This is a genomic window from Jannaschia helgolandensis (genome assembly GCF_900109285.1).
Taxonomy (GTDB): Bacteria; Pseudomonadota; Alphaproteobacteria; order Rhodobacterales; family Rhodobacteraceae; genus Jannaschia; species Jannaschia helgolandensis.
The window spans coordinates 75740-93381 of the sequence record NZ_FNZQ01000003.1; the positions used below are offsets into that span (position 1 = coordinate 75740).

20 protein-coding genes are annotated in these 17642 nt (G+C 62.9%); 10 read left to right on the forward strand and 10 right to left on the reverse strand.

Annotated elements, in window-relative coordinates:
• Nucleotides 1–289: 289 nt before the first annotated feature.
• Together BMY38_RS09330 and BMY38_RS09335 are read left to right on the forward strand one after the other, a co-directional pair.
• Nucleotides 290–1483 (forward strand): glycerate kinase type-2 family protein, encoded by a 1194-nt coding sequence (locus BMY38_RS09330; protein WP_092762160.1) that lies wholly within the window; start codon nt 290–292, stop codon nt 1481–1483.
• Between the two features lie 36 nt (nt 1484–1519).
• The gene (locus BMY38_RS09335; protein ID WP_092762162.1) at nt 1520–1975 is read left to right on the forward strand and encodes a DUF1499 domain-containing protein; all 456 of its coding nucleotides are present in this window, start codon (nt 1520–1522) and stop codon (nt 1973–1975) included.
• Nucleotides 1976–1990: 15 nt separating this feature from the next.
• On the opposite strand, the gene BMY38_RS09340 is transcribed toward BMY38_RS09335, so the two are convergent.
• From BMY38_RS09340 to BMY38_RS09355, 4 genes are all read right to left on the reverse strand, one after another.
• The gene (locus BMY38_RS09340; RefSeq protein WP_092762164.1) at nt 1991–3034 is read right to left on the reverse strand and encodes an aldo/keto reductase; all 1044 of its coding nucleotides are present in this window, start codon (nt 3032–3034) and stop codon (nt 1991–1993) included.
• Between the two features lie 124 nt (nt 3035–3158).
• Entirely contained in the window at nt 3159–3956 is a 798-nt protein-coding gene (xth, locus tag BMY38_RS09345; protein ID WP_092762166.1) for an exodeoxyribonuclease III, read from the reverse strand.
• 56 nt (nt 3957–4012) lie between these two features.
• Nucleotides 4013–4417, reverse strand: a complete 405-nt coding sequence (locus BMY38_RS09350; RefSeq protein ID WP_092762168.1) for a hypothetical protein — start codon at nt 4415–4417, stop codon at nt 4013–4015.
• A gap of 3 nt (nt 4418–4420) precedes the next feature.
• Nucleotides 4421–5623: a pyridoxal phosphate-dependent aminotransferase gene (locus BMY38_RS09355; RefSeq protein WP_092762170.1), complete on the reverse strand. Its 1203-nt coding sequence runs from the start codon at nt 5621–5623 to the stop codon at nt 4421–4423.
• Nucleotides 5624–5722: 99 nt separating this feature from the next.
• On the opposite strand from BMY38_RS09355, the gene BMY38_RS09360 reads away from it, so the two are divergent.
• From BMY38_RS09360 to tig, 4 genes are all read left to right on the forward strand, one after another.
• Entirely contained in the window at nt 5723–6100 is a 378-nt protein-coding gene (locus tag BMY38_RS09360; protein WP_092762172.1) for a helix-turn-helix domain-containing protein, read from the forward strand.
• On the forward strand, nt 6097–6381 hold the full coding sequence (locus BMY38_RS09365; RefSeq protein ID WP_092762175.1) for a succinate dehydrogenase assembly factor 2: 285 nt from the start codon (nt 6097–6099) through the stop codon (nt 6379–6381). The genes BMY38_RS09360 and BMY38_RS09365 overlap by 4 nt, the downstream gene beginning before the upstream one ends.
• A 79-nt stretch (nt 6382–6460) precedes the next feature.
• Nucleotides 6461–6958: a MarR family winged helix-turn-helix transcriptional regulator gene (locus BMY38_RS09370; protein WP_092762177.1), complete on the forward strand. Its 498-nt coding sequence runs from the start codon at nt 6461–6463 to the stop codon at nt 6956–6958.
• 294 nt (nt 6959–7252) lie between these two features.
• Nucleotides 7253–8578, forward strand: coding sequence for a trigger factor (tig, locus tag BMY38_RS09375; RefSeq protein WP_092762179.1), 1326 nt, complete (start codon nt 7253–7255; stop codon nt 8576–8578).
• 269 nt (nt 8579–8847) lie between these two features.
• Here tig and BMY38_RS09380 read toward each other — a convergent pair whose 3' ends face one another.
• From BMY38_RS09380 to rpsF, 4 genes are all read right to left on the reverse strand, one after another.
• On the reverse strand, nt 8848–10047 hold the full coding sequence (locus BMY38_RS09380) for a PQQ-dependent sugar dehydrogenase (RefSeq protein WP_092762181.1): 1200 nt from the start codon (nt 10045–10047) through the stop codon (nt 8848–8850).
• Between the two features lie 155 nt (nt 10048–10202).
• Nucleotides 10203–10838 carry a 50S ribosomal protein L9 gene (rplI, locus tag BMY38_RS09385; protein ID WP_092762183.1) on the reverse strand — a complete coding sequence of 212 codons (636 nt, stop codon included), beginning with the start codon at nt 10836–10838 and terminating at the stop codon, nt 10203–10205.
• 12 nt (nt 10839–10850) lie between these two features.
• Nucleotides 10851–11078: a 30S ribosomal protein S18 gene (gene rpsR, locus BMY38_RS09390; RefSeq protein ID WP_092762185.1), complete on the reverse strand. Its 228-nt coding sequence runs from the start codon at nt 11076–11078 to the stop codon at nt 10851–10853.
• 12 nt (nt 11079–11090) lie between these two features.
• On the reverse strand, nt 11091–11453 hold the full coding sequence (gene rpsF, locus BMY38_RS09395) for a 30S ribosomal protein S6 (RefSeq protein WP_092762186.1): 363 nt from the start codon (nt 11451–11453) through the stop codon (nt 11091–11093).
• A gap of 319 nt (nt 11454–11772) precedes the next feature.
• On the opposite strand from rpsF, the gene BMY38_RS09400 reads away from it, so the two are divergent.
• Together BMY38_RS09400 and BMY38_RS09405 are read left to right on the forward strand one after the other, a co-directional pair.
• Nucleotides 11773–12795: a saccharopine dehydrogenase NADP-binding domain-containing protein gene (locus tag BMY38_RS09400; RefSeq protein WP_092762188.1), complete on the forward strand. Its 1023-nt coding sequence runs from the start codon at nt 11773–11775 to the stop codon at nt 12793–12795.
• A gap of 151 nt (nt 12796–12946) precedes the next feature.
• Nucleotides 12947–13519, forward strand: a complete 573-nt coding sequence (locus BMY38_RS09405; RefSeq protein WP_175495833.1) for a YceI family protein — start codon at nt 12947–12949, stop codon at nt 13517–13519.
• Between the two features lie 42 nt (nt 13520–13561).
• Here BMY38_RS09405 and BMY38_RS09410 read toward each other — a convergent pair whose 3' ends face one another.
• Nucleotides 13562–14776 carry an acyl-CoA dehydrogenase gene (locus tag BMY38_RS09410; RefSeq protein WP_092762190.1) on the reverse strand — a complete coding sequence of 405 codons (1215 nt, stop codon included), beginning with the start codon at nt 14774–14776 and terminating at the stop codon, nt 13562–13564.
• Nucleotides 14777–14883: 107 nt separating this feature from the next.
• On the opposite strand from BMY38_RS09410, the gene BMY38_RS09415 reads away from it, so the two are divergent.
• Nucleotides 14884–15774 (forward strand): AAA family ATPase, encoded by an 891-nt coding sequence (locus tag BMY38_RS09415; RefSeq protein WP_092762671.1) that lies wholly within the window; start codon nt 14884–14886, stop codon nt 15772–15774.
• 1 nt (nt 15775) lies between these two features.
• Here the strand turns inward: BMY38_RS09415 and BMY38_RS09420 are convergent, their stop codons facing one another.
• Nucleotides 15776–16303, reverse strand: a complete 528-nt coding sequence (locus BMY38_RS09420) for a DUF4329 domain-containing protein (protein WP_175495834.1) — start codon at nt 16301–16303, stop codon at nt 15776–15778.
• A gap of 96 nt (nt 16304–16399) precedes the next feature.
• Between BMY38_RS09420 and BMY38_RS09425 the strand changes: the two genes are divergently transcribed.
• Nucleotides 16400–17629, forward strand: a complete 1230-nt coding sequence (locus BMY38_RS09425) for a vWA domain-containing protein (protein WP_092762192.1) — start codon at nt 16400–16402, stop codon at nt 17627–17629.
• Nucleotides 17630–17642: the final 13 nt, after the last annotated feature.

Genomic DNA, 17642 nt, shown 5'->3' on the forward strand with positions numbered 1-17642 from the left:
TTCTGGGCTTTCCATATTGGGCGCTGCTGAACCGGTTCAGTCACAGCCCATAGGAAGGGTTAGGCGCGATGAGGCGGGCTATACCGCAACCTGCTTAAAAATATGCGCGAGACTGCACAGCATCAGCGCAGTGAGGCGGGTGAAACCATCCTTGGCAACGCATACTCACAATTTAAACCAAAGGTTTCCGAACTGATTGGCTGTAGTGCTGTGCTCGAGCAGGAACTCTCCCTTGACGGCCCGTCGTGCGGCATGGCCCATGGGTGACAAATACGGCAGGGGGGGCCGCATGCGCGACGGACTGATCGATATATTCATGGCAGGCGTGACGCGCGCCGAACCCGACAGGGCCGTTCGCACGGCATTGCGGGATGCGCCGACCCCGGACCTGATCCTGTCGCTGGGCAAGGCCGGGGTCGCGATGGCGCGCGCGGCGCTTGACCGATTTCCCGGCGTCTCCTGTCTGGTCGTGACCAACCCCGAAAACGCCGCCGACCTGTCCGGCGCGACGGTCATGGTCGGCGGGCATCCGGTGCCGGACGAAGGCTCCCTTGCGGCGGGAGAGGCGATGCTGAATGCCGCTGACGGGTTGGGGGCAGGGCAACGGTGCCTTGCGCTGATTTCTGGCGGCGGATCGGCGCTGGCAGTGGCCCCGGTGAATGGCGTAAGTCTGGCCGACAAGGCCGAAGTGTCGCGCCTGTTGCTGGGCGCTGGGCTGGACATCAAGGCGATGAACCTGATCCGGCAGAACCTGAGCCGCCTCAAGGGGGGCGGGTTGGCCCGTGCCGCAGCCCCGGCAACGATCGACGCGCTGATCCTGTCGGATGTGGTGGGCGACGATCTGGCGGCCATCGCCTCCGGTCCCACGGTCCCTCCGCTTGGCAACCCTGCAGCGGCGCGCGATCTGTTGCGGCGCCACGATCTGTGGAACCGGATGCCGGAAGTTTGTCGCACGGTCCTGTCGCGCCCCGCTGCCGCCGCTGTTCCCGGCGGAACCACGCGCCTGATCGGATCGAACCGGCTGTCGGCAGAAGCCATGCTGGCTGCCGCCCCGGATGCGACCCTGATCGAAACCCCTCTGGAGGGAGATGTATCCGATGCTGCCGCCGTCGTCGCCACGCGCGTCGCGGCAGGCCCCGGCATGACCTTATGGGGCGGGGAAACCACCGTGGTCCTGCGTGGCGACGGGCGCGGCGGCCGCAATCAGGAACTGGCGTTGCGCGTTGCATTAGCCCTGCGCGGGTGCCCCCGGCCATGGGCGTTCCTGTCGGGGGGAACCGATGGCCGCGACGGCCCCACGGATGCGGCGGGCGCGCTGGTCGACGACGGCACGCTGGCCCGGATCGCGGATGCCGGTATTGATATTACGGCTGGGCTGGAGGCCAACGACAGCTATCCGATGCTTCAGGCGTCCGGTGACCTTCTGATGACAGGCGGGACCGGAACGAATGTCGCCGACCTGCAAATCCTGAGGGTCGGCTGAGATGACAAATGAAAAGTTCACGCTAACTGAGGCGGCATGATCATTCGTTCACTCGTTCTTGCCGCTGTGGGGCTGACAGCTCTCGGTCTGACCTATGTTCGTATCGCCCCGACGGACCCGGCCGTCTGGAACGTCGATCCAACGAAGGCGATCCGGTCCGGCAAGCCCAACGATTATCTGGTGGCAGACGGGGGCAACCGGCCTGCCATCGTCTCGGATGTGCCGCCCGCCGACCTGCTGTCCCGTATTGACGCCGTGGCGATGGCCGAAGTGGGGGTGACACGTCTGGCCGGATCGCCGGACGAAGGCTTGATAACCTATGTCCAGCGTAGCCGGATCATCGGCTTCCCCGACGCCATCTCGGTCTCGGCCAGGCCCGACGGAATGGACAGTCGCCTGAATATCTGGAGCCGGTCGCGATACGGTCAGTACGATTTCGGCGTGAACCGGGCGCGGGTCGAGCGCTGGCTGGCGGCGCTGAACCTCGGCTGACCGGGCCACCGGCCCTCAATAGGGCAATGGATGCGCTTTGTTCAGATTGTCGATGGCCGCGAGAAGTTCGTCCGACAGCACCATGTCCTGCGCCTTCAACCCATGCTCCAGTTGCGGAACCGTCGTGGCACCCAGAATGGCGGAGCAGTTGAAGGGCCGCGTCTGCAACCACGCCAGCGCCATGTGCACCGGGTCGATACCGTGCTCTGCCGCCATGTCCAGATAGGCCGCAACCGTCCCCTCGACACGATCCGACCAGCGTCCGCCCAGATTTTCGTTCAGCGACTTGCGCGATCCCTCCGGCACCGCGCCGTTCTGGTATTTACCGGTGATCAGCCCGGTCGCCAGCGGCGAGAAGGCCAGCATCGTGATATCCTCATAGGTCATCATCTCGGCCATGTCGGTGTCGGCCAGGCGGAACAGAACCGAATATTCGTTCTGGATGGACACCGGGCGGGCGGGGCCGTCCCCGCCGTCCTCGTCCGACGACAGCATCATCCACTGATCCATGCCCCAGGTTGATTCGTTGGACAGGCCGAAGGATTTGATGGTGCCGCGCGACACCTCCCGCTCCAGCGCGCCCACGCAATCGGCCATGTTCTGCAGAATCGTATCGCGCGTGCCTTCGGGACGGTAGGTCCAGTATTTTCGGAACTGGAAACTGCCCCGGTTCGGCCAGTGGAACTGGTACAGGTCGATGGCCTCGGACTTCAGCCGCTTCAGGCTGCCCTCGATGGCTTTTGGAATGCTCTCGGAGGTGATCGGCGCGCCGCCCCGCGCATGCGACCCGTCTCCGGAATGCTTGGAGGCCAGCTTGATTCGCCCGGCACCGCCGTTCGCGACCCAGTTGCCGACGATTTCCTCGGTCAGGCCAAGGGTCTCCGCGCGCACCGGGTTCACAGGATACATCTCAGCGGTGTCGAGCCACGTCACACCCGCGTCACAGGCCATGTCGATCTGGGTGTGGGCGTCGGATTGCGGCGTCTGGGTGCCGAAGGTCATCGTCCCCAGCATGATTTCCGAAATCGTGTCGTGACGTCCGAGGGGTATATGGCGCATGGGGTCATCCTGTCAGGCAAATCTGCCCCTAGATGCGCGCCCGGCCCGATAAGGTCCAGTCCGGGGATGTCGTCCCGGACCTTCCCGTCTATACCCCTGAAATATTCCCGCCGGAGGTCCCGTTCTATAAATCCAGATCCAGCCAGACCGGCACATGATCCGATGGCTTTTCGCGGCCCCGCATATCCGCCTGGATCGTGCAATCGCGCATATGGTCCGCCACGGCAGGCGACAGCAGGAAATGATCAATGCGGATGCCATCGTTCTTGTTCCAGGCACCGGCCTGATAATCCCAGAAACTATAGTGCCCCGCAGCCTGCGTTCTTGCCCGGAACGCCTCGGTCAGACCAAGGTTCAGGATGCGCCGCCATGCGGATCGCGTCTGCGGCAATCCCAGCGCGTCCTTCTCCCACGCCGCGGGTCGGGCGGCGTCGCGGGCGTCGGGGATGACGTTGAAATCCCCGGTCATCAGGAACGGCGTTTCTTCGGCCAGCAAGGCCTTCGCCCGCGCCTCCAGCCGCGTCATCCACGCCAGTTTGTAATCGTATTTAGGCCCCGGCGCCGGATTGCCGTTCGGCAGATACAGCCCGCAAATCCGCACTGCACCGGTCTCTCCGATTACCGTGCCTTCGATATAGCGGGCCTGATCGTCGTCGTTGTCATGCGCCCCGTCCAAGGCCGGCAGACCCCGCGAGATATCCTCTACCGGCGTTTTCGACAGAAGAGCCACGCCGTTGAATCCCTTTTGCCCATGGGTGTGCAATTCGTAACCCGCATCCTCGACCAACTCTCGCGGAAAGGCTTCGTCGATGGACTTGATCTCCTGCAACACGGCGACATCGGGCGCGTCGTCCCGCAGCCAGTTGGCCACGGTCTCATAGCGGGCCTTGATGCCGTTGACGTTGAATGTGGCGATCTTCATGGGCGACCCTCCGGGTTTCGCAAACGCTTAGGCGAGCGTTCGGGCGATGTCACCCGTCAGTCCTTCAGCACCCGATCCGCCCGCTTCTTGACCAGCACGGTCCGCAGATCATGCATCGCCAACAACAGACGGTCGGTCACCGCATCCAACTGCGCGTCCGTGGCCCGCGACTGTACCCAATGCGCCGTCAGGTTCAGGTGATCGACAGCCCGCAGGATGTCATCGATGTCCCGTGCCGCCAACTCCGCCGTCCGTGCGACCATCCAGTCCGCGATAGCGTCTTCATCGGCTTCAGTCAGCTCGGTGTCGCCCTGCGGCTTCACTAACCCGTTGTTGATATTGATCGTGGCGATCTGGTTCAGTTCCAGCCGCCGCTGCCGGTTTTCGGCATCCACGCGGAAGACGAGCGCGCCGTTGTCCTTGACGCGGAAGTAATAGGGGGGGAGGCCGCCGTTGGTCATGGGCTAGTCCAACCCCTCGCAGAACCGCTTGATCCGCCCGCAGGCTTCGGTCAGCGCCTCGTCCGAGGTCGCATAACTCACCCGGAAATGCGGCGATAGTCCGAAGGCCGCGCCGAAGACGACAGCCACGCCTTCCTCCTCCAGGAGGGCGGTCGCGAAAATCTCGTCGTCCGTGATCTCCACGCCGCCCGCTGACGTCTTGCCGATGCACCCGGCGATGCTGGGATAAACGTAGAACGCGCCCTCCGGCACCGGACATTCGATGCCCGGACATGCGTTCAGCCCCTTCACCACCAGATCGCGACGGTTTTTGAACAGCGCCTGATTGGGCCGGATAAAGCTCTGAGTCCCCTCAAGCGCCTCGATCGCCGCCCACTGAGAAATCGAACAAGGGTTGGAGGTCGACTGCGACTGCACCTTGCGCATCGCCGCGATCAGATGCTCCGGTCCGGCGGCGTATCCGATCCGCCAGCCGGTCATGGAATAGGCTTTGCTGACACCGTTCATCGTCAGGGTCCGGTCGTAGAGTTCCGGCTCCACCTGTGCGGGCGTGGCAAAGACAAAGTTGTCGAATACCAGGTGCTCATAGATGTCGTCGGTCAGGATCCAGACATGCGGGTACCGCATCAAGACATCCGTCAGCCCTTTCAATTCAGACGCCGAATAGGCCGCGCCGGTGGGGTTCGATGGCGAGTTGAAGATCAGCCACTTGGTCTTCGGCGTGATCGCCGCCTCCAGCGCTCCGGGCGTCAGTTTGAAACCGGTCTCGATGGTCGCTTCGGCAATCACCGGCTCGCCGCCCGCCAGCAGCACCATGTCGGGATAGCTGACCCAATAGGGGGCGGGGATCACCACCTCGTCGCCGGGGTTCAGTGTGGCCGACAGGGCGTTATAGATCACGTGCTTGCCGCCCGAGCCGACCGTCACCTGAGCAGGCGTGTACTCCAGCCCGTTGTCGCGCTTGAACTTGTCGCAGATCGCGGCTTTCAATTCGGGAATTCCGTCGACGGCTGTATACTTGGTCTTGCCGTCCGCGATGGCCTGTATGCCGGCGTCCTTGATATTCTGCGGCGTGTCGAAATCCGGCTCACCCGCGCCCAGACCGATGACGTCGCGCCCTGCGGCCTTCAGTTCGCTGGCCTTGGTCGTGACCGCTATGGTTGGCGATGGTTTCACGCGGGACAGGCTGTCGGACAGGAACGCCATGGAGGTCTCCGGGTTGGCTTCGATGCCTCGACTTCCTAGGGTGCGCCTGACCTTTGGGCAAGCCAGAGGCACCCCGTGCAATAACCCAAGAGGACTTTCATGCCAGAAGACAGCGATTGGTACGATCCCGGCACCACGACGTTCGGCGACCGCCTGACCGGCGCCCGCGAAGCGGCGGGTCTGGATGTTGACGAATTGGCGCATCGTCTGGGCGTCAAGGGCAAGACCATCCGCGCCTGGGAAGAGGACCGCGCCGAACCGCGCGCCAACCGCGTGTCGATGCTGGCCGGGCTGACGAACGTGTCGCTGGTCTGGCTGATGACGGGCGCGGGCGAAGGACCCAACGGCGATGCATCCGGCGCCGATGGCGATCTGCTGAAAGAGGTAGAGCTTCTGCGCCGCGAGACGGCGCGCCTGGCCGACCGGCTTGGCCTTCTGGAGCACCGCCTGCGCGCCCGGTTCGAGGGCGACGCATGATACCGGGGGAAAACCCGGTCACCGACACGGAAACCCGGCGCAAGCGGCTGAAGATCCGCGCATGGCGGCGGGGCATCAAGGAAATGGACCTGATCCTGGGCGGTTATGCGGATGCCGAACTGGCCGGGATGGACGACGATCAACTGGCATTATTCGAAGCGGTTCTGGGCGAAAATGACCACGATCTGTATTCCTGGGTCACCGGACAGACCAGCGCGCCGGATCGGTTCGCGCCGCTGATGGCCGCATTGGGACGCCGCGCGGCGGGATTGGGCCGATAAATTCCGTGTTTTAACGAATTATCAGGACTTTTCGGTTCAAACCTGTGTCGACGATGATCGAGATCAGGATGCCTGCCGCATGAGCCGACTGGAAAACTTCAAGCCCCGCACGCAGCCGGATTTCATGTCCGGCTACCTTGATGCGCTGACGCTGGTAGAACGGTTGCACCGACTTCTGCTGGACGTCATCAAGGACGAGTTCGAACGTGTCGGAATACTGGAAATCAATGCTGTTCAGGGGCTGCTTCTGTTCAACATCTCCGACAACGAGGTCACAGCGGGCGAGTTGAAATCGCGCGGCTACTATCAGGGTTCGAATGTCAGCTATAATCTCAAGAAGCTGGTCGAGATGGGCTATATGCATCATCAAAGGTGCGAAATTGACCGTCGCGCCGTCCGCGTTCGACTGACACCCAAGGGGCGCGATGTCCGCGATATTGTCGAGGCGCTGTTCCTGCGCCACGCTGACGGTATCCGCCACACAGGCGTTCTGTCGGATGCGGGCCTGGTGGAAATCGTCGGCACGCTGCGCCGGGTCGAGCGTTACTGGGCCGACCAGATCCGCTACATCTACTGACGTGTCGCTCCGGGACGGGCAGGATACCTGCCGCCCTGGCCTGATCACACTGACCAGACCGCTTCAACTCGACCGCATGGTTTCGCTGTGCGACCGTCTTCCACCGATCCCATCCTCCGCCCATCTCTGACATGACCTGCGTGAGGCTGGGGAATCGGCTTGCACCCCCTTTCCCCCGCACATAGAGACATGCTCGATTTCACCCCGCCTTCCGGCGGGGCAATTCGCATATGCGCGCGGCCCCAAGGCGGTCCCGCAGCCCACGAGACAAAGCAAGCTACAAAGGATGATCCCATGCAGGTGACCGAGACCCTGAACGAAGGCCTCAAGCGCGGCTACACCATCACGGTCCCCGCCTCTGATCTGGAAGCCAAGGTCAGCCAAAAGCTGGTCGAAGCGCAGCCCGACATTGAAATGAAGGGTTTCCGCAAGGGTAAGGTCCCGATGGCGCTGCTCAAGAAACAGTTCGGCCAGCGGTTGATGGGCGAGTCGATGCAGGAAGCCATCGACGGCGCCATGGGTGAGCATTTCGAGAAATCGGGCGAACGCCCGGCAATGCAGCCCAAGGTCGAAATGGCTAACGAAGACTGGAAAGACGGCGACGACGTCGTTGTCTCGCTGTCCTACGAAGCGTTGCCGGACGTCCCTGAGGTCGACTTCTCGGACGTGAAGATTGAAAAGCTGACGGTCGAGCCGGCCGAGGCCGATGTGCAGGAAGCTCTCGAAGGGCTGGCCAAGAACGCCCAGACCTTCGAGACCAAAAAGGGCAAGGCTGCCAAGGGCGATCAGGTCGTCTTCGATTTTCTGGGCAAGGTCGACGGCGAACCGTTCGAAGGCGGCGCCGCCGAGGATTATCCCCTCGTGCTGGGGTCCAACTCCTTCATTCCGGGATTCGAGGACCAGCTGATCGGTGTGAAGGCCGGCGAGGAGAAGGCCGTCGAGGTGTCTTTCCCCGAAGATTACCAGGCCGAACATCTGGCCGGCAAGGCCGCCGTCTTCGATTGCACCGTCAAGCAAGTGAAGAAACCCGCCGATGCCAAGATCGACGATGAAATGGCCAAGCAGTTCGGGGCCGAAAGCCTTGAGGCGCTGAAGGGTCAGATCAAGGAGCGTCTGGGCGCCGAATACGCCGGGGCCGCCCGCCAGGTCGTCAAGCGCCAGCTTCTCGACCAACTTGACGGTCTGGTCACGTTCGATCTGCCCCCCAGCCTGGTCGAAGCCGAGGCGAACCAGGTCGCACACCAGTTGTGGCACGAAGAAAACCCCGACGTGCAAGGTCACGATCACCCGGAGATCACCCCGACGGAGGAGCATAAGTCGCTCGCCGCTCGTCGCGTTCGTCTGGGCCTTCTGCTGGCCGAACTGGGTCAGAAGGAAAAGGTCGAGGTCACCGACGCCGAAATGACGCAGGCGATCATGACCCAGGCGCGTCAGTATCCGGGTCAGGAGCGCGAGTTCTTCGAATTCATCCAGAAGAACCAGCAGGCCCAACAGCAGCTGCGCGCGCCGCTGTTCGAAGACAAGGTCATCGACCTGATCCTTGACCGCGCCAAGGTCACCGACAAGGCGGTTACCAAGGAAGAATTGCAGGCCGAGGTCGAAAAGCTGGAAGAACTGTAAGACTGGACGACATCGGAACAATCAAGGGCGGCTTTCGGGTCGCCCTTTTTTGCGACACTTCTGAATAAGCGGATCGCAGTCCAAGACCCTGGCCTCTGAATCTCGGATCCGCGCCAATGAACCAGTTGAACCTGTGCCTGACCGAAACGTCCCGGTGCTGCGCGTGACGCCGACTGATCTCCCGCCCTGACAGCCTTACCTTGCCCCCGGACGAACCGGAGCGGTGTTTTCATGGCATGCAGATCATTATCGAGCGGCGACCGCCGCCGTCATTCATCGGGCGTTATGCGCAGGACTTCGCCGTCGTCGCGGTCGGTCAGCACGATAAATGACCCGTCGGGCTGAACGTCGACATCTCGCACCCGGCCCAGATCGCGCAACAGGCGCTCTTCTTCGACGACCAGACCGTTTTCCAGCGACAGGCGGACCAGCCCGCCCGGATTAAGGGATGCGATCAGGATGTCACCGTTCCAGTCACCGAATGCCTCGCCGGAATGGAACGTCATACCGCCCGGCGCGATCACAGGGTCCCAGAAATAAACCGGCTGCTCCATTCCCTCCGCCACAGCCGCTCCGGACCCGATGGGGCCACCGGAATATCGTTCTCCATAGGAAATCACCGGCCAGCCATAGTTCAGTCCTGCTTCGGGGCGGTTCAGTTCATCGCCGCCCTTGGGTCCGTGTTCGACCGTCCAGAGCGTCCCGTCAGCATCCAGCGCCGCGCCCTGAATGTTGCGGTGGCCATAGGACCAGATCGTGTCGATGGCCCCCGCCTGGCCGATGAAGGGGTTTCCATCGACCGCATCGCCGTCCATCGTCACGCGGACCACCTTGCCATATGTCTTGTCCAGGTCCTGCGCATAGACACGTTCCTTGTCAGACGACCGCTCTCCTACTGTGATTGCCAGATTGCCGTCGGGCAGAACAACGACGCGGCTTCCATACTGCTTGGTCGTGGGCGAGGCCGGGCTCTGCACGAAAATATCGGTAACATCGGACACGGCGGACATATCATCCGAGAGTGTCATCTTGGCCGCCGCCGTGACGCTGCCGCCTTCGATCGGCTTGGCATAGGTAATCACGATGATATTCGTTTCGTTGAAATCGGGGGCCAGCACCACGTCCAGCAGTCCGCCCTGTCCCTGAGCCAGCACGTCCGGCACGCCGGCGATCGGGTCCGACAGGATGCCGTTGGGCGAAATGTAGCGCAATCGGCCCACCCGTTCGGTCACAAGCCAGCCTTCGCCATCGGGAAGGGTGGCGATTCCCCAAGGGCGTTCCAGCCCGCTTGCCAGCGTCTCGACCTTCAGGGCCACTCCGCTGTCGATCAGGGGCGCGCGCGTCTGTTCGGGGAAGGCGGGGGGGAAATCGGTGTTGCGGGGACCATAGGAAAAACTTTGCGCCGCAGCCATCAGAGGCAGGATCGTGAAGGTCAGGGCAACGACAGACAGGCTTGGCAATGGGTGCATTGGAGCGTCTCCGGATCTCTGAGGTCTTTCTGATGAAGATAGGGCAACGGCATCCCTTGTCATGATGATTTCCAACCAGTCCGGGAGATATCGACAAAAAAGGGCCGCGCCAGATCTGGCGCGGCCCTTATCAGCTTGATGTACGGTCTGCCCGATCAGGCAGGCTGTTCTTCGCTATCATCGCTCTTTGGCGCTTCGGCCGAGGCACCTTCATCGTCGCTTCCGAAGTCATCGGCAGCCGCACCCAGGTCGTCGAACAACTCCGAAATCTCGAACTCTGCAGCGGCTTCTTCTTCCGCGGCCAGTTCCTGAATCGACTTGCCGGCGGCCTGAAGCTCGGCTTCTTCGTTCGAGCGGGCGACATTCAGCTCGATCTCGACCTCGACTTCGGGGTGCAGGCGAACCGTCACACCATGGATGCCGAGGTCTTTGATCGGCGCTTGCAGGATGACCTGCCCGCGCGCCACGGTGAACCCGTTTTCGGTCGCCACGTCGGCGGCGTCACGCGTGGTGACAGAGCCGTAGAGCGCGCCCGAATCCGACGCGGAGCGGATGATGATGAACTGCTGGCCAGCCAGCTTGTCGCCCATCGCCTCGGCTTCCTTGCGGGTCTCCAGGTTGGTGGCTTCCAGCTGTGCCTTGCGGCCTTCGAACGCCTTGATGTTGGCATCGGATGCCGAGAGCGCCTTGCCTTGCGGCAGCAGGAAATTGCGGGCGTGACCGGGCTTGACGTCCACGACCTCGCCCATCTGGCCAAGCTTGGCCACACGTTCCAGAAGGATCACTTTCATGTCGAAGTCTCCTTATTTCACGGCATAGGGCAGCAGGGCCAGGAACCGGGCGCGCTTGATTGCCTTGGCAAGGCGACGCTGGTTCTTGGCCGACACGGCCGTAATACGGGACGGGACGATCTTGCCGCGTTCGCTGATGTAACGTTGCAGCAGACGGGTGTCCTTATAGTCGATCTTCGGGGCGTTGGGGCCTTCGAACGGATCGGACTTGCGACGGCGGAAGAAAGGTTTCGTAGCCATGTGTTCCGCTCCTTATCGCCGCTCGCGGCGTTCGCCGCGTTCGGGGCGCTCATCACGCTTCTGCATCTGGACCGAGGGGCCTTCCTCGTGGGCGTCAACCTTGATGGTCAGCACGCGCATGACATCGTCATGCAGGCGCGCAAGACGCTCCATTTCCTGAATCGCATCCGACGGCGCGTCGGTGCGCAGGAAGGCATAGTGGCCCTTGCGGTTCTTGTTGATCTTGTAGGCCATGGTCTTCACGCCCCAGTACTCGCTTTCGACGACGCTGCCGCCGTTGTCCGCGAGGACGGTGCTGAAGTGTTCCACAAGGCCCTCGGCCTGCGCGGTGGACAAGTCCTGCCGCGAAATCATCACATGCTCATAGAGCGGCATGTCAGCTCCTGTTCTTGTAACGCGTGTTTCATAGTCCAGGCCAGACCCGCCCCCCGGACACGAGAGACCACGCGGTTGAAAAGCGTGGCGGGATGGGCAGGGTATAGCGATGTCGGGGCAGGGCGCAAGGGGGCACGCTGCCAGGATCGGACGGCCAGATACGCGCAGCGTTTGCGCCGTGAAAAGAATGTCTGTCTCCAACGTTATAACGCTTCAGCCAGTTGTCAGATACATCTGTTGAGGATCGGCATATACCCTTTGACCTTCCAAGTGCTGGAAGGTGTATCGCGGCAGAAAGTCCCCAGTGGGCGGAGATTTCATGCAGAAGACTAAGCCAATCCTTGTGGTGGGCGGGTATGGCGCCGTTGGACGATATATTGTCCAGCATCTTCACACCCTCCTGCCGCACTCCGGGATCGTCATCGCCGGTCGTTCGCGCGACAAGGCGGAGGCTGCGGCGCGCAAATTCGACAGCAGGGTATCGGCGGCGCAGGTCGATCTGACGTCTCAAGACTCGATCGCAACTGTCTTCCCGACCGTATCGCTTGTCATTCTGAACACCGAAACCGGTTCCGAGAATGCCGCGCGCGCCTGCATCGATCATGGCATATCCATGATATCGGTCGCGGCGAGCGTTCCTGTCATGCAGGCTATTGGAAATCTGGACGATATGGCGAAGGCCGCGAACGTCGCGCTTGTCACCGAGGTCGGCCTTGCGCCGGGCCTGTTGAACATACTGGCGCGGGAGGTAGTCACCCGTCTCCCGGATACGCGACATCTGGACCTGGTCGTTCAACTCGGGCTGATCGGAGAACACGGCCCGGAAGCGATGAACTGGACGATTGCGCGGGCAAACGAGGTCGAACGCGCGGTCATCCTCGATCCGCCCTTTCCGGATGTCGGTCGTCGCGTCATTCCGGTGGACTTCGTCGATCGGGATAAAATGCGGAAAGACCTTGGAGTCGAGACCGTCGCTTCGTTCCTGGTGATATTGCCCAGATGGACGACAACATGGGTGCAGCGACTGGCACCCTATGTCGTCAACCGAACGGGATTGCTCGCCAGACTGGAACCGGCCCTGAAAGCCCTCACCAAATTGACCGGAATGCGTGAAAACGAAATGGTGCTCGTTGTGCGTGCGCGCTCAGGCAGCAGGCGCGAAACACTTCGGATTACCGGCGAAAACCAGTCCCGTGTCACCGGGATCGCCGCGGCAAGAACAGCAGAACGCCTCATGACGATGCCTCCCGACGGCAGAACCGGCACCATCGGCATGGCAGACATCGTCAGCCTGGAAGACATCATGAAAGACCTCGAACGAATTGGATGCTCCCTGGCTTGACGCGAAACTTCGGCTCACACGCACAAACGGATCTTGGTCCGCGGTCGGACATGCGCACCTGCACACAACCTGTTGATCTCTTTATCTTTGCTTTTCCTCTCACAAGGCGGTGGTATCACCAACGAACCTGATGCCCATTTCGGAGATCGCAATGATCCGCGCGCCCCTTATCACCGCCCTTCTGGCGGCCTCCCCGGCTTTCGCCGAGCCCGAGACATACGTTCTCGATCCAAGCCAGAGCCAGACGCTGTTCAGCTATAGCAATTTTGGCTATTCGACGACCTGGGGCATGTTTTCGGGCTGGGAAGGCACCCTCGACTTCGACGCCGAAGACCCCGCCAATTCATCGGTCGAGGTGTCGATTCCCGCGTCGGCCCTGTTCACCGGCTGGAAACAGCGGGACGAAAACCTGTCCTCTCCCGACTTTTTCGACATGGCGACCAACGATACCGTCAGTTTCGTGTCGACGGCCATCGACGTGACCGGCGATGACACCGCCAAGATCACAGGCGATCTGACATTGGGCGGTGTGACCAGATCCATCGTACTGGATGCCAGGCTGAATCAGCAGGCGGATCACCCGCAGGAAGGCAAGCCATGGGTCGGCTTCACCGCGACGACCAACCTGCTGCGGTCGGAGTTCGACGCTGGCGCCTTCGCACCGTTCATCTCGGACGAAGTCGATGTGCAGATCTCGATCGAGGCGGGCAAGCGAGACGACTGATGCAAAGGACCGATGCTGCCGACGAGGCATCGCGGGCGGTCATCAGAAAAACGCCTGCAACCCGGTTTGCGCCCGGCCCAGGATCAGGGCGTGAACATCATGCGTGCCTTCGTAGGTGTTCACCGTCTCCAGGTTCATCATGTGGCGGATGACGTGATATTCCTCGGAAATCCCGTTGCCGCCGTGCATGTCCCGCGCCATTCGTGCGATTTCCAGCGCCTTGCCGCAGTTGTTGCGTTTGATCAGGCTGATCATCTCGGGGGCCGCTCGCCCTTCGTCCATCAGGCGCCCCACACGCAGGCAGCCCTGCAATCCGAATGAAATCTCGGTCTGCATGTCGGCCAGTTTCTTCTGGAACAACTGCGTCTGCGCCAGCGGTTTGCCGAACTGCTTGCGGTCCAACCCGTAACTGCGCGCCGCATGCCAGCACGCCTCCGCCGCGCCCATCACGCCCCAGCCAATGCCATAGCGCGCCCGGTTCAGACACCCGAATGGCCCCTTCAGGCCCTGCACGTTCGGCAGCAACGCATCTTCGCCGACCTCGACACCGTCCATCACGATCTCGCCGGTGGTCGAGGCGCGCAAGGACTGCTTGCCGACGATTTTCGGCGCGGACAGGCCGGGCATTCCCTTGTCCAGAACGAAGCCACGGATCTTGCCCTCATGCGCGTCGGACTTGGCCCAGACAACGAAGACATCGGCAAATGGCGCGTTCGAAATCCACATTTTCGATCCCGAAATCCGGTATCCGCCGTCGGTCTTCACCGCCCGCGTCTTCATGCCCGCCGGGTCCGACCCGGCATCCGGTTCGGTCAGGCCGAAACAGCCGATCAACGTGCCCGCCGACAATCCGGGCAGGTACTTCTTACGCTGATCTTCCGACCCGTAGGCATGAATCGGGTACATCACGAGCGAGGATTGCACCGACATCATGCTGCGATATCCCGAATCCACCCGCTCGATCTCGCGCGCGACCAGGCCATAGGTGACATAACTCGACCCCAGCCCGCCGTATTCCTCGGGGATGGTGATACCCAAAAGGCCTGCGTCACCCATCTTCCTGAAAAGTCCGGGGTTTTCGGTCTCCTCGGCGTAGGCGTCCCGCACGATCGGGGCCAGTTCCGCCGCGGCAAAGGCGCGCGCCGCATCGCGCAGCATCCGCTCCTCTTCGCTCAGCTGATCTTCCAGCCGGAACGCATCGGCCCAGTCGAACTGTGCCAGATCGGGGCCGAACCCCTCGGCAGACAAGTCTTTCATCGCATCCTCCTGACCGTTTCGTCCTGAATACGCGTCGCGCGCCCCGGCAGCAACGCGGCCTGACCGCGCGCCTTGACCAGGGGGGGCTGAAAATGCCCCATGCGCGGATGAAATCACCAATGACCTCAATCGACGACGTGCAACTCCGCCTGGCCGGGCAGGACTATGTTTGCGGACGTGCGCTGGCGACCGTGATCTATCTGGCGCTGACCCTGAACCGCCCGCTTTTTCTGGAAGGCGAGGCCGGGACCGGCAAGACCGAGGTGGCCAAGGCCATCGCCGCGACACTGGGCCGCCGTCTGATCCGCCTGCAATGCTACGAAGGCCTCGACGCCTCCAGCGCCGTCTACGAATGGAATTTCGCCGCGCAGATGGTCGCCATCCGCCGGGCCGAAGCGACGGGCGAGCCGCCGCCCGACCTGTTCTCGGACGACTTCCTGATCGCGCGCCCGTTGCTGGAGGCGATGAAACCCCAACCCGGCGGCCCCCCCGTCCTGCTGATCGACGAGGTCGACCGCACCGACGCCCCGTTCGAGGCCTTCCTGCTGGAAGCCCTGTCCGATTTCCAGGTCACGATCCCCGAAACCGGCACCGTCAGGGCGCCAGAGCCGCCCATCGTCATCCTGACGTCCAATCGCACCCGCGAGGTCCATGACGCCCTGAAACGACGCTGCCTGTATCACTGGGTCGATTACCCGACGCATGACCGAGAGATGGAAATCCTCGCCGCCCGCGCGCCCGAGGCCAGCGCGGCCCTGTCCCGCGAAGTCGTGGCTTTCGTCCAGAAACTCCGCACCGAGGACCTGTTCAAAAAGCCCGGCGTGGCCGAAACCATCGACTGGGCCAAGTGCCTGCTGGCGCTGGACATGATCAACCTTTCGCCCGAGGTCATTGCCGACACGCTGGGCGCGCTGCTGAAATATCAGGACGATATCCAGAAGCTGCACGGGTCCGAGGCCAGGCGGATTCTGGACGAAGTGCGGGCGGAGGTCGGGTGATTTACCGGCGCGATTCCCGCGCACGCGCCCCCAGTTCCGTCAGGGTATAGGCCGGGGCGACCACGCCGAAACCGCCCCGCACGAACCACGGATCGGACGGCAGACATCCCGGTCCGCAGATCAATTGCACCCGTGCCCCGGCCCCGTCCACGAACCACAGCCGCCCGCCGGGCGTGGCGATGTAACCATCAACCCCCTGCCGACGATCGGCGCGAACGTCGCCAGGAGAGGGAATCTCCGAATCGGCATTGGGCGAAAACGCGCCGTGGGTATGATATGATGCCAGCACATCGACCATCGACCGGCCCCGACGCGGGGAACAGCCGTTCTGGCCTCCGCGCCGTGCACGGGTGGCAAGAACGCGTCCGGCCCGGTCCACCCCGATGGTGCCGCAGTATTCGCGGTCGTCGCGAAAGCTCTGGGCTTGCAGGCTCGACAAGACCTGTCGGGCAGCCTGCGTTATCTGGGCATCCTGCGCAGCGGCGGGGGTGGCGAGTGTAAAGGCGAAGGCGGCAAGCAGAAAACGCATCGGTGTCTCCGGTGAATACCTCCCGAATGATGTGGCGCGCGGCGGCAGAGTAAAGCTCCTCTGTCCCGGTTTCCGGTCACATGCTAGGGAAGGGCCGTGGAACACGCTCCCCTCGACCTCCCCGAAGATCCCCGGCTCGCGGGCAACATCGCGCATTTTGCCGCTGCCCTGCGCCGTGCCGGTGTCCCCGCCGGTCCCGACCGCCTGATCCTTGCCACCCGTGCGGTGCAGGCGGCAGGGTTCACCGATCGGACCGACTTCTATCACACGCTGCATGCCGTTTTCGTTCGGCGTCCCGAACATCGCGCCACCTTCGCGCAGCTGTTCCGGCTGTATTGGCGCGACCCGCGATACCTCGAACACATGATGGCGATGCTGACGCCGACGGTGCGCGGCGTGCAGCAGGATCGCACCCCGAAACCCGCCGAGAAACGCGCCGCCGAAGCGCTGTTGAATCAGCCCGCGCATCTGCCCGAACCGCAGGCCGATCCGCCCGAAACCCTCGACCTTGACGCCGCCGCGACGGCCAGCACGCGCGAACGCCTGCGCACGCTGGATTTCGAGCAGATGTCGACTGCCGAGATGGCCGTGGCAAAGCGCATGCTTGCCACCCTGCGCCTGCCGGTCAAACCGTTGACCAGTCGCCGCATCCAGACCGCGCCACAGGGCCGCATCGACCGGCGCGCGACCCTGCGCGCGGCGTTGCGCCGGGGTGACCTGACCACGCTGAAGCGGGCGAAACCGACGACCCGCTGGCCCAATCTGGTGGCGCTCTGCGACATCTCCGGCTCGATGTCGTCCTATTCCCGCGCGCTGCTGCATTTTCTGCACGCGGTCGCCAACCGCGAGGGACAGGGCTGGGCCGAGGTGCATGGCTTCACATTCGGCACCCGCCTGACCAATATCACCCGTCACTTGCGGACCCGCGACGTCGATGCTGCGCTGGCCGCCGCCGGGGCCGAGACGCAGGATTGGGAGGGCGGCACCCGCATCGGCGACACGCTGCACGTCTTCAATCGCGACTGGTCGCGGCGGGTGCTGGGGCAGGGGGCCGTCGTGTTGCTGGTGACCGACGGACTGGACCGGGGCGATGCCGACCGCCTGGCGTTCGAGGCGCGCCGCCTTCACCTCTCGGCACGTCGGGTGATCTGGCTGAATCCGTTGTTGCGCTTCGACGGCTTCGCGCCAAAAGCCGCCGGCATCCGCGCACTGCTGCCACATGTCGACAGCCTGCGGGCCGGGCATTCAATCGCAGCGCTTGAGGGGTTGGCCGAGGCCCTGTCGCGCCCCGACGATACCGGCGACCTGACCCGCTTGCGGCGATAGCGCAGGTTCCGGG